Source organism: Pseudomonas sp. B21-051, from assembly GCF_024748795.1.
GTDB lineage: Bacteria > Pseudomonadota > Gammaproteobacteria > Pseudomonadales > Pseudomonadaceae > Aquipseudomonas > Aquipseudomonas putida_A.
In genome coordinates this window covers 4,017,196-4,041,610 of record NZ_CP087166.1, presented here as the reverse complement: position 1 = coordinate 4,041,610, position 24,415 = coordinate 4,017,196, and the positions used below count along the sequence as shown (strand labels likewise).

Below are 24,415 nucleotides of genomic sequence, written 5' to 3'. Positions count from 1 at the left end.
AAGACGCAATGAACCGAAAGTTCGCGATGCTCACAAACACCTGTATCACATACCCGATTTGCTGAAGCGAGGCCAACAGGTCACGAGTCAGTACCCGAATTTCTTGACGACCATAGAGCGTTGGAACCACCTGATCCCATCCCGAACTCAGAAGTGAAACGATGCATCGCCGATGGTAGTGTGGGGTTTCCCCATGTGAGAGTAGGTCATCGTCAAGATTAAATTCCGAAACCCCAATTGCGAAAGCAGTTGGGGTTTTGTTTTGCCCGCAGGAAAGTGCTGCGCTCGTCGGATTTTACGGAACCAGCGTTCCAGCCGTCGCCGGGACTGCCATTGGGGAAAATCCTTCTGAAGTGACCACTCGGTTTTTGGTATGGTGCAGCTCGTTTTTTAACGGACTGATGTCATGCCCACGGATCGGCACTCAATTTATGTCAAAGAGTTGCTGTAGAAATGCCTGAACCCATCCCGATCAAGGATCACGAAAAAGAGACGCGCCTGGTCAACAAGCGGTTGATCGCGTGCGCTCTGTTCGTCTTCGCCATCAGTTGCGCGTTGGTGGTACGCCTGTACATCCTGCAAGTGGTTGAATACGACTACCACTCGACCATCTCTGAAAATAACCGCGTCCACGTCTTGCCGATCCCGCCGACAAGAGGCCTGATCTACGACCGCAATGGCGTGCTGCTCGCGGATAACCGCCCCAGTTACAACTTGGTCATCACCCGCGAACGCGCTACTGACGTAAATCAGGAGTTGGACGAGGTTATCAATCTCCTGCACCTGCCCGCCGAGGATCGCACGGTTTTCGATAAGGCCATGAAGCAGTCCCGTCACCCATTTACCCCGGTGACGTTGTTCTATGAGCTGACCGAAGAGCAGATCGCCGTATTAGCGGTCAACGAATTCCGTTTGCCGGGCCTGGATGTGGAGCCGCAGTTTGTCCGTCATTACCCGCTGGGTCCGCACTTCGCGCATTCGATCGGCTACGTTGGCCGGATCAATGAAAAAGAGTCCAAGACCCTCGATTCGGTAGAGTACCGCGGCACGCAGTCCATCGGAAAAACCGGTATCGAACGCTTCTACGAAGCGCAACTGCACGGTCACGTTGGCTATGAAGAAGTTGAGACCAACGCCCAGGGCCGAGTATTGCGGGTGCTCAAGCACACCGATCCGGTGCCTGGCAAAAACATCGTTCTAAGTCTCGACGTCAAACTGCAGGAGGCTGCCGAAGCCGCACTGGGCGACCGTCGTGGCTCGGTGGTGGCTCTCGACCCGTCCACCGGTGAAGTGCTGGCCATGGTCAGCAATCCGAGCTTCGACCCGAACCTGTTCGTCACGGGCATCAGTTCCAAGGAATACTCGGCACTACGCGATTCCATCGACCGGCCGCTGTTCAACCGTGTGCTGCGCGGCCTGTACGCGCCAGGCTCGACCATCAAGCCAGAAGTGGCGATTGCCGGCCTCGACACCGGTGTCGTAACGCCGCAGACCCGCGTCTTTGACCCAGGCTACTACCAACTCCCGGATTTCGATCACAAGTACCGCAACTGGAACCACAGTGGCGATGGCTGGGTGGACATGGACGCGGCAATCATGCGCTCCAACGACACCTACTTCTACGACCTGGCACACAAGCTCGGCATCGATCGCCTGCACGACTACATGGCGATGTTCGGCCTCGGTGAAAAGGTCTCGCTGGACATGTTCGAAGAGTCGCCCGGTTTGATGCCATCTCAAGCCTGGAAACGCGCCACGCGCCGTCAGGCCTGGTTCCCAGGTGAAACGGTGATCCTCGGCATTGGGCAGGGCTACATGCAGGTTACGCCGCTACAACTGGCTCAGGCCACCGCACTGATCGCCAACAAGGGCGTATGGAACCGTCCGCACCTGGCGAAGACGGTCGATGGCGTGGCGCCGGTTGACGAGCATCCGATGCCGAACATCCTGCTGAAGAACCCGCGTGACTGGGATCAGGTCAACCACGGCATGCAGATGGTGATGCACGACGCCCGGGGTATCGCGCGCGCCGCAGCGGCCGGTGCGCAGTACCGCATTGCCGGTAAGAGCGGTACTGCGCAAGTGGTGGCTATCAAGCAGGGTGAGCGCTACAACCGTGAGAAAACCCTGGAAAGGCATCGCGACAATGCCTTGTTTGTCGGCTTCGCTCCGGCAGAGCACCCGAAGATCGCCATCTCGGTGATGATCGAAAACGGTGAGGCCGGTGGCCGAGTGGCCGGCCCTGTGGTGCGGCAGATCATGGACGCCTGGCTACTGGATCAGGACGGCCACCTCAAGCCGCAATACGCGGCGCCCGCCAAGCCGCCGGGTGATCCGCACGTGTAACCTGGATCAGCTTCACAGCGCCGGCTCACATCGGCTGCGCGGTGAAGCTGTCGAGACAGAAATCTGGGCAACTGACTATTTGCAGCTGTAACCCTCGGGCATCGTGACGCTGTAGTTGCGTTGCAGGCGGTCCTGAAAATTCAGGTTCTGCAGGCCTTGCTCTACCAGAAACGCTTCGACCTTGGCGGCCTGACAGTCCTCGTTATAAGACGATGCCCGCAGCAGATACACCGTGCGTTTACTCGTCTCATCCCGGGCGGTGGCAATGAAAGTACTCAGGGTGGTGTAGCCGATTCGCTCTGAAGTACCCACCGGGCCATAGGTCGTATTAGGCTTACTGGTGCAGGTCAGTCGGTCATCTTTTTTCTTGGTGTTCTTGCAAACGGTCGTAGTGCTGGTTGGCACTTGCCCATAGTCGGTGGCGGTGTAGCGGTAAGACACTTGCCGGCTGCCGATATCGAGACTGATGGTCATTCTGATCGGTGCGTGATTTTTAGGCAGGCTGGCGTCGGTATAGACCTCCTGGAAGCCCCTGTCTTTCAGTGCGTTGACCATATCGCGAAGATAGTAGCGTGCATTCAGTGCGTTCTCATCGGTGCTGTTGGTCGAGGTCACCAGCACGGTTGCCTTTCGGTCGAACTGATAGTCCGGATCAGGTATTGCATTGAGCGCTACGTCAAATTGTGTGGTGCAGCCGCTGAGTGATGCTGTCAGCAATAACAGCGCGCATAACAAATAACGGGACATGAAAAAGCCGCCTTGAAACTAAGGATTGAAAAGAGTTAAACGATTGGGACTTGCGATAAAAAACTCGCCGTCAGAGGAAAGTCTCAGTCTTTCTGGTATTCCAGCAGATCGCCCGGTTGGCAATCGAGCGCAGCGCAGAGCTTGTCCAGAGTTGCCATCTTCACGCCTTTGACTTTGCCGTTTTTCAGCAATGACAGATTGGCCTCGGTGATCCCGAGCAGGGCGGCTAACTCTTTCGAGCGAATTTTTTGCGTGGCCATGACAACGTCAAGGCGGACGATAATGGTCATTATGTTGTTCTATATGTATTGACTTTGCTCATCGCTGAGTACTTTTGCATCGCGCATGATAATTGAAAACGAACAGAGCAATACGCCTTTGATTATCTCGTAGGCAGAAGAGGAAGACAGGCCGATCGAGAACTGAAAAATGCGATCCCCCGGCGGCAGATCGATCGACAAAGCCAGACCTTGCAAAGTCTCTACCAGCGGGTAAGCCGCCGGAGAAACGATGCACAGCACCCCCACTCGCCACAGGACTCCGATATTGCGATCGGTCCAGGTTTCGCCGCGTGACAAGCGCAAGAAAAACAACCCGGTCAGCCATAACGCGTAAGCCGACAGGACAACGGGCAGGAAATCCAGAAAAACGATCAGCGCAGTGACCATTGACGACAGCCAGGTGTCGGGATCAAGCAGCGCGCCTTCGACAAACGGGTCAAGCAATTGCGGCGAGCCTTCTGCAAAGGCATAGAGCAGGCCCGCCAGCATTTCATCTTTTTTGAAGAACCAGATCGTCGCGTTGCCGCCGACCTCCGTCACACCCAGAACCCAGACGAGAAACGCTGCCAGCAGGCCGATCCAATGCATGCGCTGCGGCGCCAATCCGTTGATGTGAGTACTCATGAAAATTCCTGGTTGTTACAATTTGGTAGCGAATTTTCGATTAAAAATTATCTAATTACAATAATTAATTTTGATTAGGTTACCGCGGCATCCTTTTCTGCCGCGGCTTCGACCAATTATTTGTAATGCTCCGGGGAGTCGACTCGTACGCGAGCGCGCCGAAGGTGCTCCAAGTGTGAAATCAACAAATCTATCGGCAGGACCGAAACCCCTACAAAATCAGGCCCCGGGCACCGGGCAACTCATGTCACCCTCCTGACACTTCAAATACTGCTTCAGCGCCTCGACCCGCACCTTGGTCACCCCGGTCAGGCAATTGCTGTAGATCAATGGATAAACACTCCCGCCTTCGACCCCGGATGCGGAAAACCTGCACTCGGCATCGCGAAACCCGATCCATGCTCGCTGCGCACCCACCAGCAGCTTCTTGCTGTCAGGGTTGTCCTTCAAACGACCGGTGATCTGTTGATACACCGCGTTCAGTTCCTTGTCCGCCGCCTTGAATTCCTGTCCGGCACACTGGTTCATGGTGGCCTGATCGCTGGCATTGGCGCAGTCGACGGCCGCATGTACGACGGGGGTGAACAGAAAGGGTGTCAGGGCCAGAAGCAGGCGTGGGGACATGGGTAATCTCACTGTGTCGGATGAAAATACAGTGCAGTTTAGCGACTCTGTGGCTTCTATTCAGGCACGCGTAGCCGGGAAGCTTCGAGCAGGCGATCTGCGGTGGCCGCAATCTCCTCGCCGTCATGGAGCATTTCCAGCCAGTGGGCAGGAATCGCCCGAACGCCGTAATAGGCGCCGGCCACTTGTCCCACGATAGCGGCCGTGGTGTCGGCGTCATCGCCCAGGTTGGCCGCTTGCAGAATCGCTGCGGCGAAACTGTCGGTGTGATGAAAACACCACAGCGCCGCTTCCAGGGACTCGACGCTGTAGCCGCTGCCACGGATTTCGTCCGCCGACTTTGTGAGGTAATCACCTCGGGCGATGGCTGCGACTTTTGCTTGAACGAAGGTTGAGTCTGACAGTTTGCGCAATTCTGACTTGGACGCGCCAAGCAAGGCTTTGTTGATCACCTCGGCAAACAACTGACAGCATTCGATGACCTCGGGAGCAGCGTGGGTTGTCCGCGAACTGTCGCTGGCGAACTGGCGGATCTGCCGGGCATCAGGGAAGTAAAACAGCACCACGGGTGCCAGACGCATCAGCGAGCCGTTGCCGGCGGTAAACGGGTCGGTGGACCCCGCGAAGGGCTGGCCGGTTTGCTGATACTGCGACAGCGCCTGGCTAACCGTCATGCCGATATCGAAACACTCACCTGTGGAGCTGAGATAGCCCCATTTCCACCAGTTGAGATAGCGCCCCATCTGATCTGCAGCATCGAATGTGTTTTTGCTCAGAAGACTTTCTGCCAGGCACAGCGCCATCGAGGTGTCATCCGTCCATTGCCCTGGCTTCAAGTGGAAGGGACCGCCACCGACCATGTCCGTCAGCGGCTGGAATGAACCCCGTGGCTTGAACTCCACCGTTGTGCCTACGGCATCGCCACAGGCAAGGCCGAGCAGAGCGCCGCGATAACGTTCGGAGAGAGATGGCTGCATGCTTCGTCCTTGTCTGTGTCCATTTCGCAGGAAAAGGTAACAGGTTCATCGGATGAGGGCGCTCGATTCAACGATCGGAAATGCCGCCGAATGTTTCCCTTCGCTGCACAGGTGCACGGCTTTGATACAACTTCAGGTTGGACATGTGGTCATACAAGCCTACTGTTCAAAACAGGAGGTGACTTATGAAACCGGTACCCAATAGTTTCGAACGCAAAATCACGCTGAAGGCGCCGCGTTCTTATGTCTGGCGCGCATTGGTCGATGCCGAGGCGTTTGGCCAGTGGTTTGGTGTGGCGCTGGAGGGCAGGCGGTTCATTGCCGGGGAATGGACGCAGGGGCAGGTCACCTATCCCGGTTATGAACATGTTTTGTGGAACGTTTTGGTCGAGCGGGTCGAGCCGCAGCAGTTGTTTTCGTTTCGCTGGCACCCGTACGCGGTCAATCCGAAGATCGACTATTCACAGGAGCCGACGACGCTGGTCAAGTTCGAGCTGCAGGATTACGAGGGCGGCACTTTGCTCAAAGTGTCTGAGTCCGGCTTCGCGCACATTCCCGACGTGCGGCAGAAGGAGGCATACTACATGGACAGCCGTGGCTGGGAGGAACAGTTGAGCCGACTTGAACAGTTTCTCGCCGAAAGCGCCAAGGCTCGGGAAAGTGAAGGTGGCTGATACGACTAAGGGTTTTCGGAAGGGCTTCTATAGCGAATGTCTTACACGCGGTGGTAGCTTTTGCGACTATTGCCGATTGGATCCACGGCGTAATCTACACCCATCAACTGAGACACAGGGAGTGTTTCAGGATCACGGATGATCGACCATAGCAAGGATCGCTGCCGACAGGGAGTCGATAATGGTCTTGGGAAAAACCCGCTTCGGCGGGTTTTTTTTCGCCTGCAGAAAAGTACCTCACCCTGTAGGAGCTGCCGCAGGCTGCGATTTTTTGATCTTGCTTTTGAAAGCCAAAATCAAAAGATCGCAGCCTGCGGCAGCTCCTACAGGGACACGCCTTTTCAGGAGGCGATCAGTTGCCGCAACACGTAATGCAGAATCCCGCCCGATTTGAAGTACTCCACCTCATTCAATGTGTCGATGCGGCACAGCACCTCGATTTTCTCCTGGCGCCCGTCTTCACGGGTGATCACCAGCGTCAGGTTCATGCGCGGCGTCAGCTCGACACCGGTCAGGCCCTGAATATCCAGGGTTTCCTTGCCGGTGAGGTTCAGGCTCTTGCGGTTCTGATCGAGCTTGAACTGCAGCGGCAATACGCCCATGCCCACCAGGTTGGAACGGTGGATACGCTCGAAGCTTTCAGCGATCACCGCTTTGACCCCCAACAGGTTGGTGCCTTTGGCCGCCCAGTCACGGCTGGAGCCGGTGCCGTATTCCTGACCGGCGATCACCACCAGCGGCGTGCCCGAGGCCTGATACAGCATGGCGGCATCGTAAATCGGCATTTTCTCGCCGCTCGGGATGTAGATGGTGTTGCCACCTTCTTCGCCGCCGAGCATCTCGTTACGAATGCGGATGTTGGCGAATGTGCCGCGCATCATCACTTCGTGGTTGCCACGCCGTGAGCCATAGGAGTTGAAATCCCGCGGCTCCACGCCTTTTTCGCGCAGATAGCGCCCGGCCGGACTGTCAGCCTTGATGTTGCCGGCAGGGGAGATGTGGTCAGTGGTTACTGAATCGCCCAACAGCGCCAGAACCCGCGCACCCTTGACGTCGGTGATCACCGGCAACGGGCCGGAAATGTCGTCGAAAAACGGTGGATGCTGGATGTAGGTCGAGTCGTCCTGCCACACATAGGTGGCGGCTTGCGGCACCTGGATCGCTTGCCATTGCTCGTCGCCGGCAAACACTTCGGCGTATTCCTTGTGGAACATCGCGGTGTTCACTTGATTCACCGCCTCGGCGATTTCCTTGCTGCTCGGCCAGATGTCGCGCAGGTACACCGGATTGCCTTGCTGGTCGTTACCCAGCGGTTCAGTGCTGATGTCGGTGCGCACGCTGCCGGCCAAGGCGTAGGCGACCACAAGCGGTGGCGAGGCCAGCCAGTTAGTCTTGACCAGCGGATGCACGCGGCCTTCGAAGTTGCGGTTGCCGGAGAGCACCGACGCCACGGTGAGGTCAGCTTTCTGAATGGCTTTCTCGATCGGCTCCGGCAATGGCCCCGAGTTGCCGATGCAAGTGGTGCAACCATAACCGACCAGCGAAAAGCCCAGTTGATCGAGGTACTGCGTCAGGCCCGCAGCCTTGTAGTAGTCGGTGACCACTTTCGAGCCGGGCGCCAGCGAACTCTTGACCCATGGCTTGCGGGTCAGGCCTTTCTCCACGGCTTTCTTCGCCAGCAGACCGGCCGCCATCATCACGCTCGGGTTGGAGGTGTTGGTGCAGGAGGTGATCGCGGCGATCACCACCGCACCGTTTTTCAGGCGATAGGTATGGCCTTCGTATTCGTACTCGGTTTCGCCGACCAGGTCGGCGTTACCCACGGCCACGCCACCGCCGCCCTCGCTTTCCAGACGACCTTCTTCCTTGCTGGTGGGCTTGAATTGCAGGTCCATGAAATCACTGAAGGCCTGCGCCACGTTCGGCAACGAAACCCGATCCTGCGGGCGCTTTGGCCCAGCAAGGCTGGCTTCGACGCTGCCCATGTCCAGCGCCAGGCTGTCGGTGAACACCGGTTCCTGACCGGGCAGGCGCCACAGGCCCTGGGCCTTGGAGTAGGCCTCCACCAGTTTCACCACTTCGGCCGGGCGACCGGACAGGCGCAGGTATTCGAGGGTTACGTCATCGACCGGGAAGAAGCCGCAGGTCGCGCCATATTCCGGGGCCATGTTGGCGATGGTCGCGCGGTCGGCCAGTGGCAGATCGGCGAGACCGTCACCGTAGAATTCGACGAATTTGCCGACCACACCTTTCTTGCGCAGCATCTGCGTGACGGTCAGCACCAGGTCAGTGGCGGTGATGCCTTCCTTGAGTTTGCCAGTGAGTTTGAAACCGATCACTTCCGGAATCAGCATCGACACCGGTTGGCCGAGCATCGCCGCTTCCGCCTCGATGCCGCCGACGCCCCAGCCGAGTACGCCGAGGCCGTTGATCATGGTGGTATGGGAGTCGGTGCCGACCAGGGTGTCGGGGAAGGCGTAGGTGCGGCCGTCCTCATCCTTGGTCCATACCGTGCGCCCGAGGTATTCGAGGTTGACCTGGTGGCAGATCCCGGTACCCGGCGGCACCACGCTGAAGTTGTCGAAGGCGCTCTGACCCCAGCGCAGGAACGCATAACGCTCGCCGTTGCGCTGCATCTCTATGTCGACGTTCTGTTCGAAGGCGCTCGGGGTGGCGAATTTGTCGACCATCACGGAGTGGTCGATCACCAGATCCACTGGCGACAGCGGGTTGATTCGCTGCGGATCACCGCCGGCCTTGGCCATGGCGGCGCGCATGGCGGCGAGGTCGACCACGGCGGGTACACCGGTAAAGTCTTGCATCAATACGCGGGCAGGGCGGTACTGGATTTCCCGGTCGGAGTGACGCTCCTTGAGCCAGGCAGCGATGGCCTTGAGGTCGGCGCCGGTGACAGTTTTTTCATCTTCCCAGCGCAGCAGGTTTTCCAGCAGGACTTTCAGCGACATCGGCAATTGGTCGATATTGCCCAGGCTCTTCGCGGCATCCGGCAAGCTGAAGTAATGGTAAGTCTTGTCGTCGACTTTTAAGGTTTTAAGCGATTTCAGACTATCGAGGGACGGCATTACGATCACTCCTTTGAATCCGCACGGCTACGGATTGAGGGGACGGGCAGAGCTATCAACGTAGCCCTGTTTTCAGTAGCTGGCTAATAACTGGACTCTATGAGCAAGTCCAAGGTTCCGACATCGGCTATCATGCGCCGGTTTTCGTGACAGGCTTTGCTTCACCGCAAGGCTTGAGCAGCAGGGGCCGAATGTCCGCCCTCTGCCCAGGAGTAAGAATGAACACCCTATTCATGCATTGCCGGCCAGGCTTCGAAGGCGAAGTCTGTTCGGAGATTTCCGACCTCGCCGCCCAACTCAACGTCGCCGGTTACGCCAAGGCCAAACCGGCCACCGCGTACGCCGAGTTTGTCTGCAGCGAAGCAGACGGCGCCGAGCGCCTGATGCGCGGCCAACGCTTCGCTGAGCTGATTTTCCCGCGGCAATGGGCGCGGGGCTTTTTCATCAATCTGCCGGAAACCGACCGCATCAGCGTGATCCTCGAGCACATGGCGGACTTCCCGGTCTGCGGCAGCCTGTGGCTGGAAGTGGTCGACACCAACGACGGCAAAGAGCTGTCGAACTTCTGCAAAAAATTCGAAGGCCCGCTGCGCAAGGCGCTGACCGGCGCCGGCAAACTGGTGGACGACGCGAACAAACCGCGCCTGTTGCTGACCTTCAAAAGTGGTCGCGAAGTGTTCCTCGGCATGGCGGATGCCGGCAACTCGGCGATGTGGCCGATGGGCATTCCGCGTTTGAAGTTTCCGCGCGAGGCACCCAGCCGTTCGACGTTGAAACTGGAGGAGGCCTGGCACCACTTCATCCCGCGTGATCAGTGGGACGAGCGCCTGCACAGCGACATGACCGGCGTCGACCTCGGCGCGGCACCGGGCGGCTGGACCTGGCAACTGGTCAACCGCGGCATGCTGGTGACCGCGATCGACAACGGCCCGATGGCTGAAAGTCTGATGGACACCGGGCTGGTGCAACACTTGATGGCCGACGGTTTCACCTTCAAGCCCAAGCAGCCGGTGGACTGGATGGTCTGCGACATCGTCGAGAAGCCGGCACGTAATGCGGCGATGCTGGAAGAGTGGATTGGCGACGGCCACTGCCGCGAGGCGGTGGTCAACCTCAAACTGCCGATGAAACAGCGCTATGCCGAAGTGAAGCGCTTGCTCGAACGCATCGCCGATGGCTTCAAGGCGCGTGGGATCAAGGTCGATATTGGCTGCAAGCAGCTGTATCACGACCGCGAGGAAGTGACCTGCCATCTGCGTCGGCATGACATCAAGAAAGCCAAATCCCGCTAACACCGTAGATCCCTGTAGGAGCTGCCGCAGGCTGCGATCTTTTGATCTTAAATCAACGTCAAAAGATCGCAGCCTGCGGCAGCTCCTACAGGGGTGTGGCGTAACACCACAGATGACTGAGCACCCGGCAATGCGCGACAATGCCGGCCAGTTTCAGGAGTGAATCATGAGTGAAATGATCGATACCCCGGTCGACGGCACCCTCGACGCCACCGGCCTCAATTGCCCGGAGCCGGTGATGATGCTGCACCAGCACATCCGCGACCTGGTGCCTGGCGGCCTGCTCAAGGTGATCGCCACCGATCCCTCGACCCGTCGCGACATTCCCAAGTTCTGCGTGTTTCTCGACCACGAACTGGTGGGGCAGCACGAAGAGGCCGGTACTTATCTGTACTGGATCCGCAAGAAGTCCAATTGAATTCGGGCAAAAAAAAGACCTGCATGTGCAGGTCTTTTTTTATGGCTGATCAGCCCACCGAACGACTGATCCGGATACGCTTGCGCGCACTGCGGGTCAGGCGGATCGACAGCATGAACGCCGCGCAGCTCAAACCGACGATCAAGCCTTGCCACAAGCCGCTCGGGCCACGCGGTTCGCCGAGCCAGTCGGTCAGGCCGAGGGCGTAACCCACCGGCAGACCGATGCCCCAGTAGGCGAACAGGGTCAGGATCATCGTCACCCGGGTGTCCTGATAACCGCGCAGCGCGCCGGCGGCGGTGACCTGGATCGCGTCGGAGAACTGAAACAGTGCCGAGTACACAATCAGCATCGCCGCGATGTGGATCACCGTTGGATCAGCCGTATAGATCGACGCAATCGGCTCGCGCAGCAAAAGCATCATGCTCGCCGAAATACAGGCGTAAGCCAGTGCAGTGCCCATGCCGACGCCGGCAGCAAAGCGTGCTTCACGCGGCTCTTCACGGCCCAGTGCCTGGCCGACGCGTACGGTCACGGCCATGCCCAGCGAATACGGAATCATGAACACCAGCGAGCTGACGTTCAGCGCGATCTGATGCCCGGCCACCACGGTGGCGCCGAGACTGCCGATCAGCAGGGCGATCACCGCAAAGATGCTTGACTCGGCAAACACCGCGATGCCAATCGGCAGACCGATCGCCAGCAGACGCTTGATCACCGCCCATTGTGGCCAGTCGAAGCGGCTGAAGATTTCACTCGAACGATAGGCCGGCGCCCAGCGCTCGTAACCGGCCAGCCCCAGCGCCATGACCCACATCACGATGGCAGTGGCCCAGCCGCAGCCCACGCCGCCCATGGCCGGCACGCCGAAGTGGCCATAGATGAAGATGTAGTTCAGTGGAATGTTCAGCGCCAGACCGCACAGCCCCAGCACCATCGCCGGGCGGGTACGGCCAATGCCGTCACTGGTGCAGCGCAGCACGTGATAGAACGCCACCGCTGGCAGACCGCTGGCAATGCCGTGCAGGTATTGCATGCACGGGCCGATCAGCTCGGGATCGACCTTCATCAGATGCAGCACCGGTTCGGCGGCGACCAGCATTGCTGTCGCGATCAGGCCGACCACCAGCGCCAGCCACAGCGCCTGACGCACGATCGGGCCGATCTCGCGGTGGGTGCCGGCGCCAAAACGCTGGGCGACTTTCGGCGTGGTGGCCAGCAGGGTGCCGGTCATCAGCAGAAACACCGGGACCCAGATCGAGTTGCCCAGCGCTACCGCCGCCAAATCTTTCGGCCCGACGCGGCCGGCCATCACCGCATCGACGAAGCCCATGGCGGTGGTCGCCAGTTGCGCGATGATGATCGGCAAGGCCAGGGCGAGCAGGTTCCTGAACTCCAGGCGAATTCGCGCGGGGCGGGTGAGTGAGGCAGCGAGAGGTTGATCAGTAACAGAATTCACAGGCAAAGCGTCCACAGGTGTTGATGCGCAAGGCGCCGCATTCTACGCCGCTGACGTGACAGTCAGGAAAAATCCTCTGTTGCGGATTTGTAATCATCAATGCCATCCACTGTGGCGAGGGAGCTTGCTCCCGCTGGGGTGCGAAGCGGCCCCAAAACCATCCGGTGTGGTGGAACAGGAAAAACCCGATTGCAGACTTTCCGCCTGCTGCGCAGGCGAGCGGGAGCAAGCTCCCTCGCCACACTGCAGTCTGCGCTGGCTCAACGGTGGATCTGCACCTAAACTGCCGATCCCCCCAAGGAGCCCGCCATGCTGATTGTTGCCGACGAAAATATCCCGCTGCTCGATGCCTTTTTTGCCGGTTTCGGCGAAATCCGCCGGGTGCCGGGCCGTTCCATCGACCGTGCGACGGTCGAGCAGGCCGATGTGCTTCTGGTGCGTTCGGTGACCAACGTCAACCGCGCGTTGCTTGAAGGCAGCAAGGTGCGTTTTGTCGGCACTTGCACCATCGGTACCGATCACCTCGATCTCGATTATTTCAACGAGGCCGGCATCAGCTGGTCCAGTGCGCCCGGTTGCAATGCGCGGGGCGTAGTCGATTACGTGCTTGGTAGCCTGATGACTCTGGCGGAAATCGAAGGCGTTGATTTGCCGCAACGTACGTACGGTGTGATCGGCGCCGGTGAAGTTGGCGGGCGGCTGATCAATGTCCTCAAGGGCCTGGGCTGGAATGTCAAAGTCTGCGATCCGCCGCGTCAGGCAGCCGAGGGCGGCGATTACGTCAGCCTCGAGCAAATCATCGAGCAGTGCGACGTGATCAGCCTGCACACGCCGCTGACCCGTACCGGCGAAGGCGCGACCTGGCACCTGTTCGATGAGCAGCGTTTGCTCCAGCTCAAACCCGGCACCTGGCTGATCAACGCCGCCCGTGGGCCGGTGGTGGATAACGCCGCATTGCGCAAAGTGCTGCTGGAGCGCGAAGACCTGCAAGCGGTGCTCGACGTCTGGGAAGCCGAGCCTGAAGTCGATGTCGCCCTCGCCGAACTCTGCGTGCTCGCCACGCCGCACATTGCCGGCTACAGCCTCGATGGCAAACAGCGCGGGACGGCGCAGATTTATCAGGCCTATTGCGAATTGATCGGTCAGCCTGCGAGCATCCAGCTCAGTGACCTGCTGCCGGCACCCTGGCTGTCAGAAGTGACCCTGCACGCCGACAGCGATCCGGCCTGGGCGCTGGCGATGTTGTGCCGCGGGGTGTACGACCCGCGCCGTGATGACGCGGATTTTCGCCGCAGTCTTGTAGGCAATGTCGCTGAACAGCGTGCGGCGTTCGATGTGTTGCGCAAGCAATATCCGGTACGACGCGAGATCGAGGGGCTGAAGGTGCGGATCGACGGGGATTCGCCGCAGTTGCAAAAGATTGTGGCGGCGCTGGGGGCGGTGGCTGTCTGAAAATCCTGTAGGAGCTGCCGAAGGCTGCGATCTTTTGATCTTGCCTCTGAGAAACAAAATCAAAGGATCGCAGCCTTCGGCAGCTCCTACACAGGAGAGAACGGCAGGCAGAAAAAACCCGGCCAAATGGGGGCCGGGTCAGGAAGACGGTGGCTATATCACTTTTGTTCGGCAGGCTTGACCAATCGCTTATCCAGTTCGCGGCAAGCGTCCTGGATCATGTCTTCAGTGATCGGTACTTCTCGCCCATCCTTGTCGATAATCGAGCATCCCAGAGGTTGGCCGGGCTTGGTGCGGATCACTTGAATCTTGTCATCGCTGCTGTGTTGCAAGGACATGGCCTGTCTCCTCATCAGGTTGTGCGCGTAGATTAAAACCGCCACGTGACCAGGCTGTGACAACACCCTTGGGTCTGTCAAAAGCGGCATCTCCACTCCACCAGAAATGACCGCTCGTCTCAACCGGGACATTAGACCAATAGCAACTATGGCCTAGTCTTTGGGGGCATATTTAACCTGACTCATTGTGATTTACAGAGTTCCGCCCCATAGAAGGTTTAGGCTAGCCCTTTCACCAATAGGGATGTGTACCTGAATGATCTCGAAGCTTTCTTCCCGGCACCGTCGAGCGCTGAGCCTGACCAGCCGATTTCTGGCGCCTTATCGTTGGCAAGTCGGCGCTGCGCTGCTGGCGCTGATCGTCACCGCGGCCGTCACTTTGTCGATGGGGCAGGGGATCAAATTGCTGGTCGATCGGGGCTTCATGACGCAGTCGCCGCACCAACTGAACCAGAGCATCGGCATCTTCATGCTGATGGTGCTGGGCTTGGCGGTCGGCACATTTGCGCGGTTTTACTGGGTGTCGTGGATCGGCGAGCGTTGTGTGGCGGATATCCGGCGCGAGGTGTTCAACCATCTGGTGTATCTGCATCCCGGTTTTTACGAGAACAACCGCAGTTCGGAGATCCAGTCACGGCTGACCGCCGACACCACGTTGCTGCAATCGGTGATCGGCTCGTCACTGTCGATGTTTCTGCGCAACCTGTTGATGGTGATCGGCGGGGTGGTCCTGCTGTTCGTCACCAACCCGAAACTCACCAGCATCGTGGTGATTGCCTTGCCGTTCGTGGTCGCGCCGATCCTGATTTTCGGTCGGCGTGTGCGCAATCTGTCGCGGTTGAGCCAGGACCGGGTCGCCGACATCGGCAGCTATGTTTCCGAGACCCTTGGCCAGATCAAGACCGTGCAGGCCTACAACCATCAGGTGCAGGACGAGAGGCGTTTCGCCACGACGGTCGAGGACGCGTTCGACACCGCACGCAAACGGATTTTTCAGCGTTCCTGGATGATCACTGTGGTGATCGTGCTGGTGCTCGGCGCGGTGGCGGTGATGTTGTGGGTCGGCGGCATGGACGTGATTGCCGGGCGCATCACTGGTGGTGAACTGGCGGCGTTCGTTTTCTACAGCCTGATCGTCGGCAGTGCGATCGGCACGTTGAGCGAAGTCATCGGCGAGTTGCAGCGTGCGGCGGGTGCCGCTGAGCGCATCGCCGAACTGCTCAGTTCGCAGAACATCATCCAGCCACCGACCCTCGGGCTGGTGAAGTTGCCAGAACGGATCAAGGGCGAACTGCAATTGCAGAATGTGCACTTTTCCTACCCGTCGCGTCCGGACAGCTACGCCGTCAACGGCTTGAGCCTGACCATCAGGGCCGGCGAGACATTGGCCCTTGTCGGGCCTTCCGGGGCCGGCAAGTCCACGGTGTATGACTTGTTGTTGCGCTTCTACGACCCGATTGAAGGCCGGATTCTGATCGACGGCGTGCCGCTGACCAGCCTCGACCCGCTGGATCTGCGCCGCAACTTCGCCCTGGTCTCGCAATCGCCTGCGCTGTTTTTCGGCAGCGTCGAAGAGAATATTCGTTACGGCAATGCTGGTGCGACGTTGGAACAGGTCAAGGAAGCGGCAAGAATTGCCCACGCCCATGACTTTATCGAGAAGATGCCCAACGGCTATCAGACCCACTTGGGGGATGCTGGCCTCGGACTCTCCGGCGGCCAGCGTCAACGCCTGGCGATTGCCCGCGCGTTGCTGGTGGATGCACCAATTCTGCTGCTGGACGAAGCCACCAGCGCCCTCGATGCGCAGAGCGAGCACTTGATTCAGGAAGCTTTGCCCAGCCTGATGCAAAACCGCACCACACTGGTAATCGCGCATCGCCTGGCCACGGTGAAAAACGCCGATCGGATCGCGGTGATGGATCAGGGTAGCCTGGTGGCGATCGGTTCCCATCAGGAGCTGATCGTGAGCAATCCACTGTATGCGCGGCTAGCGGCGCTGCAGTTCAATGATGGGCATGCGGTGGCGGTGTAGAACTGCCGCAGGCCTTTGATGAAGACAAAAAAAATGCCCGCATCGATTGATGCGGGCATTTTTCATTTCAGTATTCAGCACCTGTCATTGATCATCAAAATACCGCTCATGCCAATCCACCAGTGGCTGCGGCGAATTGAGCTTTTGGCCGTAGATCACCGAGTACGACAGCACGTTCTGCACATACTGGCGGGTTTCATCGAACGGAATGCTTTCCACCCACACGTCGAAGCTCAGGTGATCGGCGCCGCGCAGCCACTGGCGCACGCGGCCGGGGCCGGCGTTGTAGGCGGCGGAGGCGAGCACGCGGTTGCCGTTGAATTGGCTGTGTACCTGGCTCAGATAGGCCGCGCCGAGCTGGATGTTCTTGTCCGGATCGAGCACTTGCTGCGGCGAGGCCAGCGGGATGCTGAACTTGCGCGCGGTTTCCTTGGCGGTGCCGGGCATCAATTGCATCAGGCCGCTGGCGCCGACCCCGGAGCGGGCGTCGTCCATGAAGGCACTTTCCTGGCGAGTAATAGCGAACACCCAGCTCGAATGCAGGCCGCGCGTCTTGGCTTCACGCACCAAGGTGTCGCGGTGGGCCATCGGGAAGCGGATGTCCAGATCGTCCCAGTATTGCGCCTGACTGATGGTGCGGATGGCCGGGAAATACCATTTCAGGTCGTAGGCCAGTTTGGCCTGAGCGACCATTTCGTCCCGATTGAAATGTCGGCTGACGTGATACCACTCGCGGCGACCGTCGACAATCTGCCCGCGCGCATGGAATTCCAGAGCACGCCGTACGCCGGGAGTGTTACGCACCTTGTTGATGGTGGCTTGGCTGAGTACCAGCGGCTTGTTCATCAGCGAGTAAGGCAGTTGCGAGCGGTCGGCGGCGAGGAAACCGTAGAAATCGCGTTCCTTCGCCAGGTTCTTGTACAGGCTTTGCGCTTCCGGGTTCTGCGGTTGCGCCAGTTCCAGGCTGCGGGCCTGCCAGTAACGCCAGCGGTTGGTGGTCGCCAGATCCTGTGGCAGACGACGGGTCAGCTGGTAGGCATCGTCCCAGCGTGCCAGGCGCAGCAGCAGACGCAGGCGCCATTCGGACACGGTGTTGTCACGCAGCTCCGGATCGTATTTGGTCATCACGTCCAGCGCGCGGCTGTCGAAACGCCGGGCCAGGGTGAGGCCGATTTCCCGGGCAATCGCGACTTTCTCGTCACGGGAGAAATGCATGCTGCTGGCGTATCCGTCGAGCAGGGCCATGGCCTTGTCCGGGTCCTGACGGGCGAGGCGGCGCAGGCCGAGGCTGACCACATCGGACATCGGCTCGTCGGCCGGGGTGAAGCGCGATGGCTGATTGAGCAGCTCGGGTTTCTGCGCCACATCCACCAGCAGACGACCGCGCGGGGCGAGGGTGGTCAGACCGTTGACCAGGCTGTTGGCCAATGGATAGTTGCGCGCCTGGGCGGCGAGTTTGGTGCGTTCCCAGCGTTTCTGTTCGGTCAACTGGCCGTCGGCGGCCCAGATGCCGAACAGCCCGTCACAGGCAGCCGGTTGTGATTTGCCGGTCAGCCACAGTTTGTCGGCGTTGGCGTAGCCCCCGGCCTTGTGGCCGCTACTGATCTGGAACTGCGCATTGAGGCAGTCCAGTTCGGTGAAGTTGAGTTTCGGGTCGTAATATTTGGTGAAAGTGGCCCAGTCGCCACGGTCGGCGAGCCAGCGCAACCAGCGCAGTTTCATCCAGTTGGCCTGGGGCAGGTCGCCGTGCTCGGCGAGGAATTTCTCGATTTCCTCGTTGCTCGCGGTCTTCAGACGCGCGGTCAGTTCGTCGTAGGCCAGGTACGGTTCCAGCGGGTAATCGGCCAGGGCCTGGCTGTAACGGAAGTAAGGGCCGGTATCGCCCTTGGCCAAGGCGCGTTTGGCTTCATCGTAATACTGGCGTTGGGTGGACAGGTCCACCGCCTGGGCGGATTGAGCGGCAGCGGCGGTAAGTAGCAAACAGGACAAGACACTGAAAAGGCGACTGCGCATGAGACATCCGGGCAGAGAAATCATGACAAGCACCGGCCGTGGCCAGCACTGAATTGTCTGTAGCTTAGCCTTTTGCCAGCAACGGGCGAAAGCTTTGCCGGTCTCGCAGCACAAGTTCGCAACAAATGTTGTGCAGAGTGCTTCGGCAGACAAATTGCCGGCCTGCTGAGGGCCTGAATCAGGTAGAATGCGCGCCCGGTTTTTGGAGAAGCTCATGACCCTGCTCAAATTCAGCGATGTGTCCCTTGCATTCGGCGCGATGCCGTTGTTGGACAAGGTGTCCTGGCAGATCGCCCGTGGTGAGCGGGTGTGCATCATCGGCCGAAACGGCACTGGCAAATCCAGCATGATGAAACTGGTCAAGGGCGACCAGAAGCCCGATGACGGCTCGGTGTGGCGTGCCCCCGGTCTGAAAATCGGCGAATTGCCGCAAGAATTGCCGGTGGCCGACGGGCGGACCGTTTTCGACGTGGTAGCCGAAGGCCTCGACGGCGTTGGCGCCTTGCTCGCCGAATACCATCACCTGAGCCAGAACATCGTCACCGACGCCGATCTGGACAAGCTGATGCACGTTCAGCACGACCTCGAAGCCCGTGACGGCTGGCGCTTGCAGACCCTGGTCGACAGCACTCTGAGCCGCCTGCAACTGCCGGCCGACAAGACCCTCGCCGAGTTGTCCGGCGGCTGGCGTCGTCGCGTGCTGCTGGCGCAGGCGCTGGTGTCCGAACCGGATCTGCTGCTGCTCGACGAACCGACCAACCACCTGGACATCGGTGCGATTGCCTGGCTCGAAGAAGCCCTGAAGGATTTCCAGGGCGCCGTGCTGTTCATCACGCACGACCGTTCTTTCCTGCAGAACCTGGCTACGCGCATCCTCGAACTGGATCGCGGCGGCCTGATCGACTGGAACGGCGACTACGCCAGCTTCCTGGTGCACAAAGAAGCCGCGCTGGCCGCTGAAGAAACCGCCAACGCGCTGTTCGACAAGCGTCTGGCCCAGGAAGAAGTGTGGATCCGTCAGGGCATCAAGGCCCGTCGGACCCGTAACGAAGGTCGCGTGCGTGCCTTGAAAGCCCTGCGTGTCGAGCGCAGCGAGCGTCGCGAGCGTACCGGCAAGGCGAATATCCAGCTGGAAACCGCCGACAAGTCCGGCAAGCAAGTGATGGTGTTGGAAAATGTCAGCTTCCATCACCCGGACGGTCCGTTCCTGATCAAGGACTTCTCGATGGTCCTGCAGCGCGGCGACCGTATCGGTCTGCTCGGCGCCAACGGTACCGGCAAGACCACCCTGCTGAAGCTGATGCTCAACGGTCTGCAACCGACCAGTGGCAAGGTGGAAGAGGGCACGCGCATCGATGTGGCCTACTTCGACCAGTTGCGCCATCAGCTGGATCTGGAAAAGACCGTGATCGACAACGTCGCCGAAGGTCGCGATTTCATCGATATCGACGGCCAGAGCCGCCACGTCCTGAGCTACCTCGGTGACTTCCTGTTCAGCCCGCAGCGTGCGCGCACGCCGGTCAAGGCGCTGTCCGGTGGCGAGCGTGCGCGTTTGCTGCTGGCCAAACTGTTCAGCAAACCGGCGAACCTGCTGGTCCTCGACGAACCGACCAACGACCTCGACGTGGAAACCCTCGAACTGCTCGAAGAAGTGCTGCTGACCTTTAACGGCACTGTGCTGATGGTCAGTCACGACCGGGCATTCCTCGACAACGTGGTCACCAGCACCCTGGTCTTCGAAGGTGAAGGTAAGGTGCGTGAATACGTCGGTGGCTATCAGGACTGGATCCGTCAGGGCGGCTCGCCGCGCCTGCTGGGCGTGACCGAGAGCAAGTCGGGCAAGGCTGATCTGAATTCGGCTGTGGTCACCGCTGAACCTGTCGTGGCTGCCGCACCTGCCGCTGCCGCGCCGGCAGCCAAGAAGAAGCTGAGCTATAAGCTGCAGCGCGAGCTGGAAGCATTGCCGGGCGACATCGATGCCAAGGAGCAGCAGATCGCTGCGGTCGAGGCGGAGATGGCTGAAGCCGGTTTCTATCAGCGTCCGCCGGCAGAAACTGCCAAGGTGATTGCTTCGCTGGAGCAATTGCAGGCTGAGCTGGATGCACTGGTGGAGCGCTGGGCCGAGCTGGATGCCTGATTGATCCGGTAACAAAAAAGCCCGGCGCTCAGTGATGAGCGCCGGGCTTTTCATATGTAAACGCAGTTCCTGTGGGAGTGAGCCTGCTCGCGATCGCATCCTTATATTCGCCACTTTCGTCGACTGACAGGACGCTATCGCGAGCAGGCTCACTCCTACATGGAAGGGTGTTTCAGCGTTTGATCAGGTGCACCGCCAGCACGTCGCAAGGTGCGCCGTGCAGTACGTCGTTGGCCGTGGACCCGAGCAGCAGCGCCAGACCGTGGCGGCCGTGGCTGCCGACCACGATCAGGTCGCACTGGTTTTCCTTGGCGAAATGATGGATTTCCTGGCGTGGCTGGCCATAGGTCAGGTGGCAGTTGGCGCCTTCGAGCTCGGTGTATTTGCCTTTCAAACGCTCAAGGCGTTCCTTGGCCTGATCGAACTGCTGCTGTTGCAGTTGTGACAGATCCATCGGCACGTCGCCGCCAAACGCCATCGCCATCGGTTCGACGATATGCACCAGCGACAGCTTGGCGCCATTGCTCGCCGACAGCTCTCGGGCGCGGTGAATCACAGGGTCGCACTCTTCGGTCAGGTCTACGGCGACCAGGATATGGTTGTAGGGCATGAGGTGCTCCTCGTGACGGTTCAATATTGTTAAGTATGGCTGGTTTCAAGCGCATTGGTTCCAAAGTGACACAATGCGCTCACCTTAAGTCGGGAGTAGAGATATGACGGTCTGGTTGGTGGTGTCAATCCTGCTGGTGGTTTTGAGTCCACTGGCGTGGTTGCGCCCGTCGCGCGTGCAGAGCGGCCGGATGGCCCTGCGCATGGAGGCGCGGCGCATCGGGCTGGCTATGCAGCTGGCGCCTCAGGAGTGGCCACACTGGCTGTCTCAGGAGCCGCCCAGCCCTTGCGCGCAATACCATCGGCCCCGGCGTGGCACCCAGCCGGCGTGCTGGGCCTACTGGCAGAAATCGCCGGGCCTCTGGGTCAATCAATGGCAGGAGGTCTGCGAGGACCGCCTGCTGCTCGATCATTTCGAAAAGTTGCCGGGCAACGTGTTCAAGGTCGAGGCCAACAAGCAGATGATCGCCTTGTACTGGGGCGAGAAGGGCGAAACTGAAGTCTTGCGGCACATCGACGCCACTCTCAAAGCCCTCGCCTGAATTACGAGTTCCCCTGTAGGAGCTGCCGCAGGCTGCGATTTTTTGATCTTAAAAAAACAAGATCAAAAAATCGCAGCCTGCGGCAGCTCCTACAGCGGGCATTTCGCAAGCAATAAAAAGCCCGACAACATCATCGGGCGGGTTGGCCAGGCAGGCCGGTAATTCGCTGTGGGCTGATCTTTCGCTGGGCATTCGCCAAAAGCGTTCATATTTTTCGCCGGGATTCCGCCAGCGTAGCCTGTTAAACAAGGCTCGCCGGTAATTAGGGCGACTTTTCTAACTATTGATTCTATGAATGGCTTTGCATGCAGCTGCGTGTTGCGGATCTGTGTGCAACGGAAATGACCACAAAGTCGCATTTCAACCCGTATTTTGGGCGATTGACAATTGTTGGAAATTCCGTGAAGGTGACGTACCCAAATCAAACGGGCGTATGAATTGAGCGTTTGTCTTACAGACTGCTCCTACAGAATCCCGACTATCGCGTTGGCGGGTGTGCCGGGTGGATTGGCGTCAGCATCGACGAAAAAGCGTCCTGCCGAGCCGTTTACCTGCGTCCGACGTGTACTGTTCAGCTTCCATATCGTGGAGATCAGTTGATGATTTACGAAGGTAAAGCCATCACGGTTAAAGCTCTTGAAAGTGGCATCGTCGAATTGAAATTCGACCTCAAGGGTGAGTCCGTCAACAAGTTCAACCGTCTTACCCTGAACGAACTGCGTCAGGCCGTGGACACCATCAAGGCAGATGCTTCGATCAAGGGCGTGATCGTCAGCAGTGGCAAGGACGTGTTCATCGTCGGCGCCGACATCACCGAATTTGTCGACAACTTCAAGCTGCCGGATGCCGAGCTGGTTGCTGGCAATCTCGAAGCCAACAAGATCTTCAGCGATTTCGAAGACCTCAACGTTCCGACCGTAGCCGCGATCAACGGCATCGCCTTGGGTGGCGGTCTGGAAATGTGCCTGGCGGCGGACTACCGCGTCATGTCGACCAAGGCCAAGATCGGTCTGCCGGAAGTCAAACTGGGCATCTACCCAGGCTTCGGCGGCACCGTGCGTCTGCCGCGCCTGATTGGCGTCGATAACGCCATCGAGTGGATTGCCGCCGGCAAGGAAAACCGTCCTGAAGACGCGCTGAAAGTCAGCGCCGTCGACGCCGTGGTTGCTCCAGAGAAGCTGCAGGAAGCTGCCCTTGAACTGATCAAGCGCGCCATCTCCGGCGAGTTCGATTACAAGGCCAAGCGTCAGCCAAAACTTGAAAAACTCAAGTTGAACGCCATTGAACAAATGATGGCTTTCGAAACCGCCAAAGGTTTCGTGGCAGGGCAGGCAGGCCCGAATTACCCGGCGCCGGTCGAAGCGATCAAGACCATCCAGAAAGCCGCGAACTTCGGTCGTGACAAGGCGCTGGAAGTCGAAGCTGCAGGTTTCGTCAAACTGGCCAAGACCTCTGCCGCGCAGAGCTTGATCGGCCTGTTTCTGAACGATCAGGAACTGAAGAAAAAGGCCAAGGCCTACGACGAAATCGCCAAGGACGTGAAGCAGGCAGCCGTACTCGGCGCCGGCATCATGGGTGGCGGTATCGCCTATCAGTCGGCCTCCAAAGGCACACCGATCCTGATGAAGGACATCAACGAGCACGGTATCGAGCAGGGTCTGGCCGAAGCCGCCAAACTGCTGGTTGGCCGCGTTGACAAAGGTCGCATGACTGCTGCGAAAATGGCTGAAGTACTCAACGGCATTCGTCCAACCCTGTCCTATGGCGACTTCGGTCACGTCGACCTGGTTGTTGAGGCTGTGGTCGAAAACCCGAAGGTCAAGCAAGCGGTACTGGCTGAAGTCGAAGACAAGGTCAAAGAGGACACCATCCTCGCGTCCAACACCTCGACCATTTCCATCAGCCTGCTGGCCAAGGCCCTCAAGCGTCCGGAAAACTTCGTCGGCATGCACTTCTTCAACCCGGTGCACATGATGCCGCTGGTGGAAGTGATCCGTGGCGAGAAGTCCAGCGAGCTGGCAATTGCCACTACCGTTGCCTACGCCAAGAAAATGGGCAAGAACCCGATCGTCGTCAACGACTGCCCGGGCTTCCTGGTCAACCGTGTTCTGTTCCCGTACTTCGGCGGTTTCGCCAAGCTGGTCAGCGCCGGCGTGGATTTCGTCCGCATCGACAAAGTCATGGAAAAATTCGGCTGGCCGATGGGCCCGGCATACCTGATGGACGTGGTCGGCATCGACACCGGTCACCACGGTCGTGACGTGATGGCTGAAGGTTTCCCGGATCGCATGAAGGATGACCGTCGTTCGGCCATCGACGTGCTTTACGAAGCCAAGCGTCTGGGCCAGAAGAACGGCAAGGGCTTCTACGCCTACGAGGCCGACAAGAAAGGCAAGCAGAAGAAGGTGGCCGATCCGTCGGTGCTGGAAGTGCTCAAGCCGATCGTTTACGAGCAGCGCGAAGTCACTGACGAAGACATCATCAACTGGATGATGATCCCGCTGTGCCTGGAAACCGTGCGTTGCCTGGAAGACGGCATCGTTGAAACCGCCGCCGAAGCCGACATGGGTCTGGTCTACGGTATCGGTTTCCCTCCATTCCGTGGCGGTGCGCTGCGCTACATCGATTCGATCGGTGTTGCCGAGTTCGTTGCCCTGGCTGACCAGTACGCTGATTTGGGCGCGCTGTACCACCCGACCGCGAAGCTGCGCGAAATGGCCAAAAACGGCCAGAGCTTCTTCGGTTAAGCGCCCCCAACTAGAGT

General features: G+C 59.1%; 19 protein-coding genes and 1 rRNA gene. 10 read left to right on the top strand and 10 right to left on the bottom strand.

Going from position 1 to position 24,415, the window contains the following annotated elements; translation table 11 throughout:
• Positions 1 to 102 precede the first annotated feature (102 nt).
• Positions 103 to 218: ribosomal RNA gene (rrf, locus tag LOY52_RS18050) — 5S ribosomal RNA — on the top strand.
• Between the two features lie 235 nt (positions 219 to 453).
• Complete coding sequence (gene mrdA, locus LOY52_RS18045) at positions 454 to 2,346, top strand: penicillin-binding protein 2 (protein WP_258675461.1); 1,893 nt, start codon at positions 454 to 456, stop codon at positions 2,344 to 2,346.
• Positions 2,347 to 2,421: 75 nt separating this feature from the next.
• On the opposite strand, the gene LOY52_RS18040 is transcribed toward mrdA, so the two are convergent.
• From LOY52_RS18040 to LOY52_RS18020, 5 genes are all read right to left on the bottom strand, one after another.
• A complete protein-coding gene (locus LOY52_RS18040) occupies positions 2,422 to 3,093 on the bottom strand; it encodes a hypothetical protein (RefSeq protein WP_258675459.1) in 672 nt (223 codons plus the stop codon).
• An 83-nt stretch (positions 3,094 to 3,176) separates the two neighbouring features.
• Positions 3,177 to 3,383 carry a helix-turn-helix transcriptional regulator gene (locus LOY52_RS18035; protein ID WP_003226632.1) on the bottom strand — a complete coding sequence of 69 codons (207 nt, stop codon included), beginning with the start codon at positions 3,381 to 3,383 and terminating at the stop codon, positions 3,177 to 3,179.
• Between the two features lie 9 nt (positions 3,384 to 3,392).
• Positions 3,393 to 3,998 carry a hypothetical protein gene (locus tag LOY52_RS18030; protein ID WP_258675458.1) on the bottom strand — a complete coding sequence of 202 codons (606 nt, stop codon included), beginning with the start codon at positions 3,996 to 3,998 and terminating at the stop codon, positions 3,393 to 3,395.
• Positions 3,999 to 4,217: 219 nt separating this feature from the next.
• Positions 4,218 to 4,622, bottom strand: coding sequence for a lysozyme inhibitor LprI family protein (locus LOY52_RS18025; RefSeq protein WP_258675457.1), 405 nt, complete (start codon positions 4,620 to 4,622; stop codon positions 4,218 to 4,220).
• 56 nt (positions 4,623 to 4,678) lie between these two features.
• Positions 4,679 to 5,599: an ADP-ribosylglycohydrolase family protein gene (locus tag LOY52_RS18020; RefSeq protein WP_258675456.1), complete on the bottom strand. Its 921-nt coding sequence runs from the start codon at positions 5,597 to 5,599 to the stop codon at positions 4,679 to 4,681.
• 185 nt (positions 5,600 to 5,784) lie between these two features.
• Between LOY52_RS18020 and LOY52_RS18015 the strand changes: the two genes are divergently transcribed.
• Positions 5,785 to 6,273: an SRPBCC family protein gene (locus LOY52_RS18015; protein WP_258675455.1), complete on the top strand. Its 489-nt coding sequence runs from the start codon at positions 5,785 to 5,787 to the stop codon at positions 6,271 to 6,273.
• A 341-nt stretch (positions 6,274 to 6,614) separates the two neighbouring features.
• Here the strand turns inward: LOY52_RS18015 and acnA are convergent, their stop codons facing one another.
• Positions 6,615 to 9,356, bottom strand: a complete 2,742-nt coding sequence (acnA, locus tag LOY52_RS18010) for an aconitate hydratase AcnA (protein ID WP_258675454.1) — start codon at positions 9,354 to 9,356, stop codon at positions 6,615 to 6,617.
• Between the two features lie 218 nt (positions 9,357 to 9,574).
• Here acnA and rlmM point away from each other — a divergent pair, with 218 nt between their 5' ends.
• Positions 9,575 to 10,648 carry a 23S rRNA (cytidine(2498)-2'-O)-methyltransferase RlmM gene (gene rlmM / locus LOY52_RS18005; protein ID WP_258675453.1) on the top strand — a complete coding sequence of 358 codons (1,074 nt, stop codon included), beginning with the start codon at positions 9,575 to 9,577 and terminating at the stop codon, positions 10,646 to 10,648.
• 166 nt (positions 10,649 to 10,814) lie between these two features.
• Complete coding sequence (tusA, locus tag LOY52_RS18000; protein WP_007961802.1) at positions 10,815 to 11,066, top strand: sulfurtransferase TusA; 252 nt, start codon at positions 10,815 to 10,817, stop codon at positions 11,064 to 11,066.
• 49 nt (positions 11,067 to 11,115) lie between these two features.
• Here tusA and LOY52_RS17995 read toward each other — a convergent pair whose 3' ends face one another.
• Positions 11,116 to 12,525: an MATE family efflux transporter gene (locus tag LOY52_RS17995; RefSeq protein ID WP_258675451.1), complete on the bottom strand. Its 1,410-nt coding sequence runs from the start codon at positions 12,523 to 12,525 to the stop codon at positions 11,116 to 11,118.
• Between the two features lie 309 nt (positions 12,526 to 12,834).
• On the opposite strand from LOY52_RS17995, the gene pdxB reads away from it, so the two are divergent.
• The gene (gene pdxB / locus LOY52_RS17990) at positions 12,835 to 13,977 is read left to right on the top strand and encodes a 4-phosphoerythronate dehydrogenase PdxB (protein WP_258675448.1); all 1,143 of its coding nucleotides are present in this window, start codon (positions 12,835 to 12,837) and stop codon (positions 13,975 to 13,977) included.
• A 158-nt stretch (positions 13,978 to 14,135) separates the two neighbouring features.
• On the opposite strand, the gene LOY52_RS17985 is transcribed toward pdxB, so the two are convergent.
• The gene (locus LOY52_RS17985; protein ID WP_258675444.1) at positions 14,136 to 14,315 is read right to left on the bottom strand and encodes a PA1571 family protein; all 180 of its coding nucleotides are present in this window, start codon (positions 14,313 to 14,315) and stop codon (positions 14,136 to 14,138) included.
• A 256-nt stretch (positions 14,316 to 14,571) separates the two neighbouring features.
• Between LOY52_RS17985 and LOY52_RS17980 the strand changes: the two genes are divergently transcribed.
• The gene (locus tag LOY52_RS17980) at positions 14,572 to 16,350 is read left to right on the top strand and encodes an ABC transporter transmembrane domain-containing protein (protein WP_258675443.1); all 1,779 of its coding nucleotides are present in this window, start codon (positions 14,572 to 14,574) and stop codon (positions 16,348 to 16,350) included.
• Between the two features lie 84 nt (positions 16,351 to 16,434).
• On the opposite strand, the gene LOY52_RS17975 is transcribed toward LOY52_RS17980, so the two are convergent.
• Positions 16,435 to 18,363: a transglycosylase SLT domain-containing protein gene (locus LOY52_RS17975; protein WP_258675442.1), complete on the bottom strand. Its 1,929-nt coding sequence runs from the start codon at positions 18,361 to 18,363 to the stop codon at positions 16,435 to 16,437.
• A 214-nt stretch (positions 18,364 to 18,577) separates the two neighbouring features.
• Here LOY52_RS17975 and LOY52_RS17970 point away from each other — a divergent pair, with 214 nt between their 5' ends.
• Entirely contained in the window at positions 18,578 to 20,500 is a 1,923-nt protein-coding gene (locus tag LOY52_RS17970) for an ATP-binding cassette domain-containing protein (RefSeq protein WP_258675440.1), read from the top strand.
• A gap of 172 nt (positions 20,501 to 20,672) precedes the next feature.
• Here LOY52_RS17970 and LOY52_RS17965 read toward each other — a convergent pair whose 3' ends face one another.
• Positions 20,673 to 21,110: a universal stress protein gene (locus LOY52_RS17965; RefSeq protein ID WP_258675438.1), complete on the bottom strand. Its 438-nt coding sequence runs from the start codon at positions 21,108 to 21,110 to the stop codon at positions 20,673 to 20,675.
• Between the two features lie 103 nt (positions 21,111 to 21,213).
• Here LOY52_RS17965 and LOY52_RS17960 point away from each other — a divergent pair, with 103 nt between their 5' ends.
• Positions 21,214 to 21,651, top strand: a complete 438-nt coding sequence (locus LOY52_RS17960) for a hypothetical protein (RefSeq protein WP_258675436.1) — start codon at positions 21,214 to 21,216, stop codon at positions 21,649 to 21,651.
• A 599-nt stretch (positions 21,652 to 22,250) separates the two neighbouring features.
• A complete protein-coding gene (gene fadB, locus LOY52_RS17955) occupies positions 22,251 to 24,398 on the top strand; it encodes a fatty acid oxidation complex subunit alpha FadB (RefSeq protein ID WP_024013640.1) in 2,148 nt (715 codons plus the stop codon).
• Positions 24,399 to 24,415 lie beyond the last annotated feature (17 nt).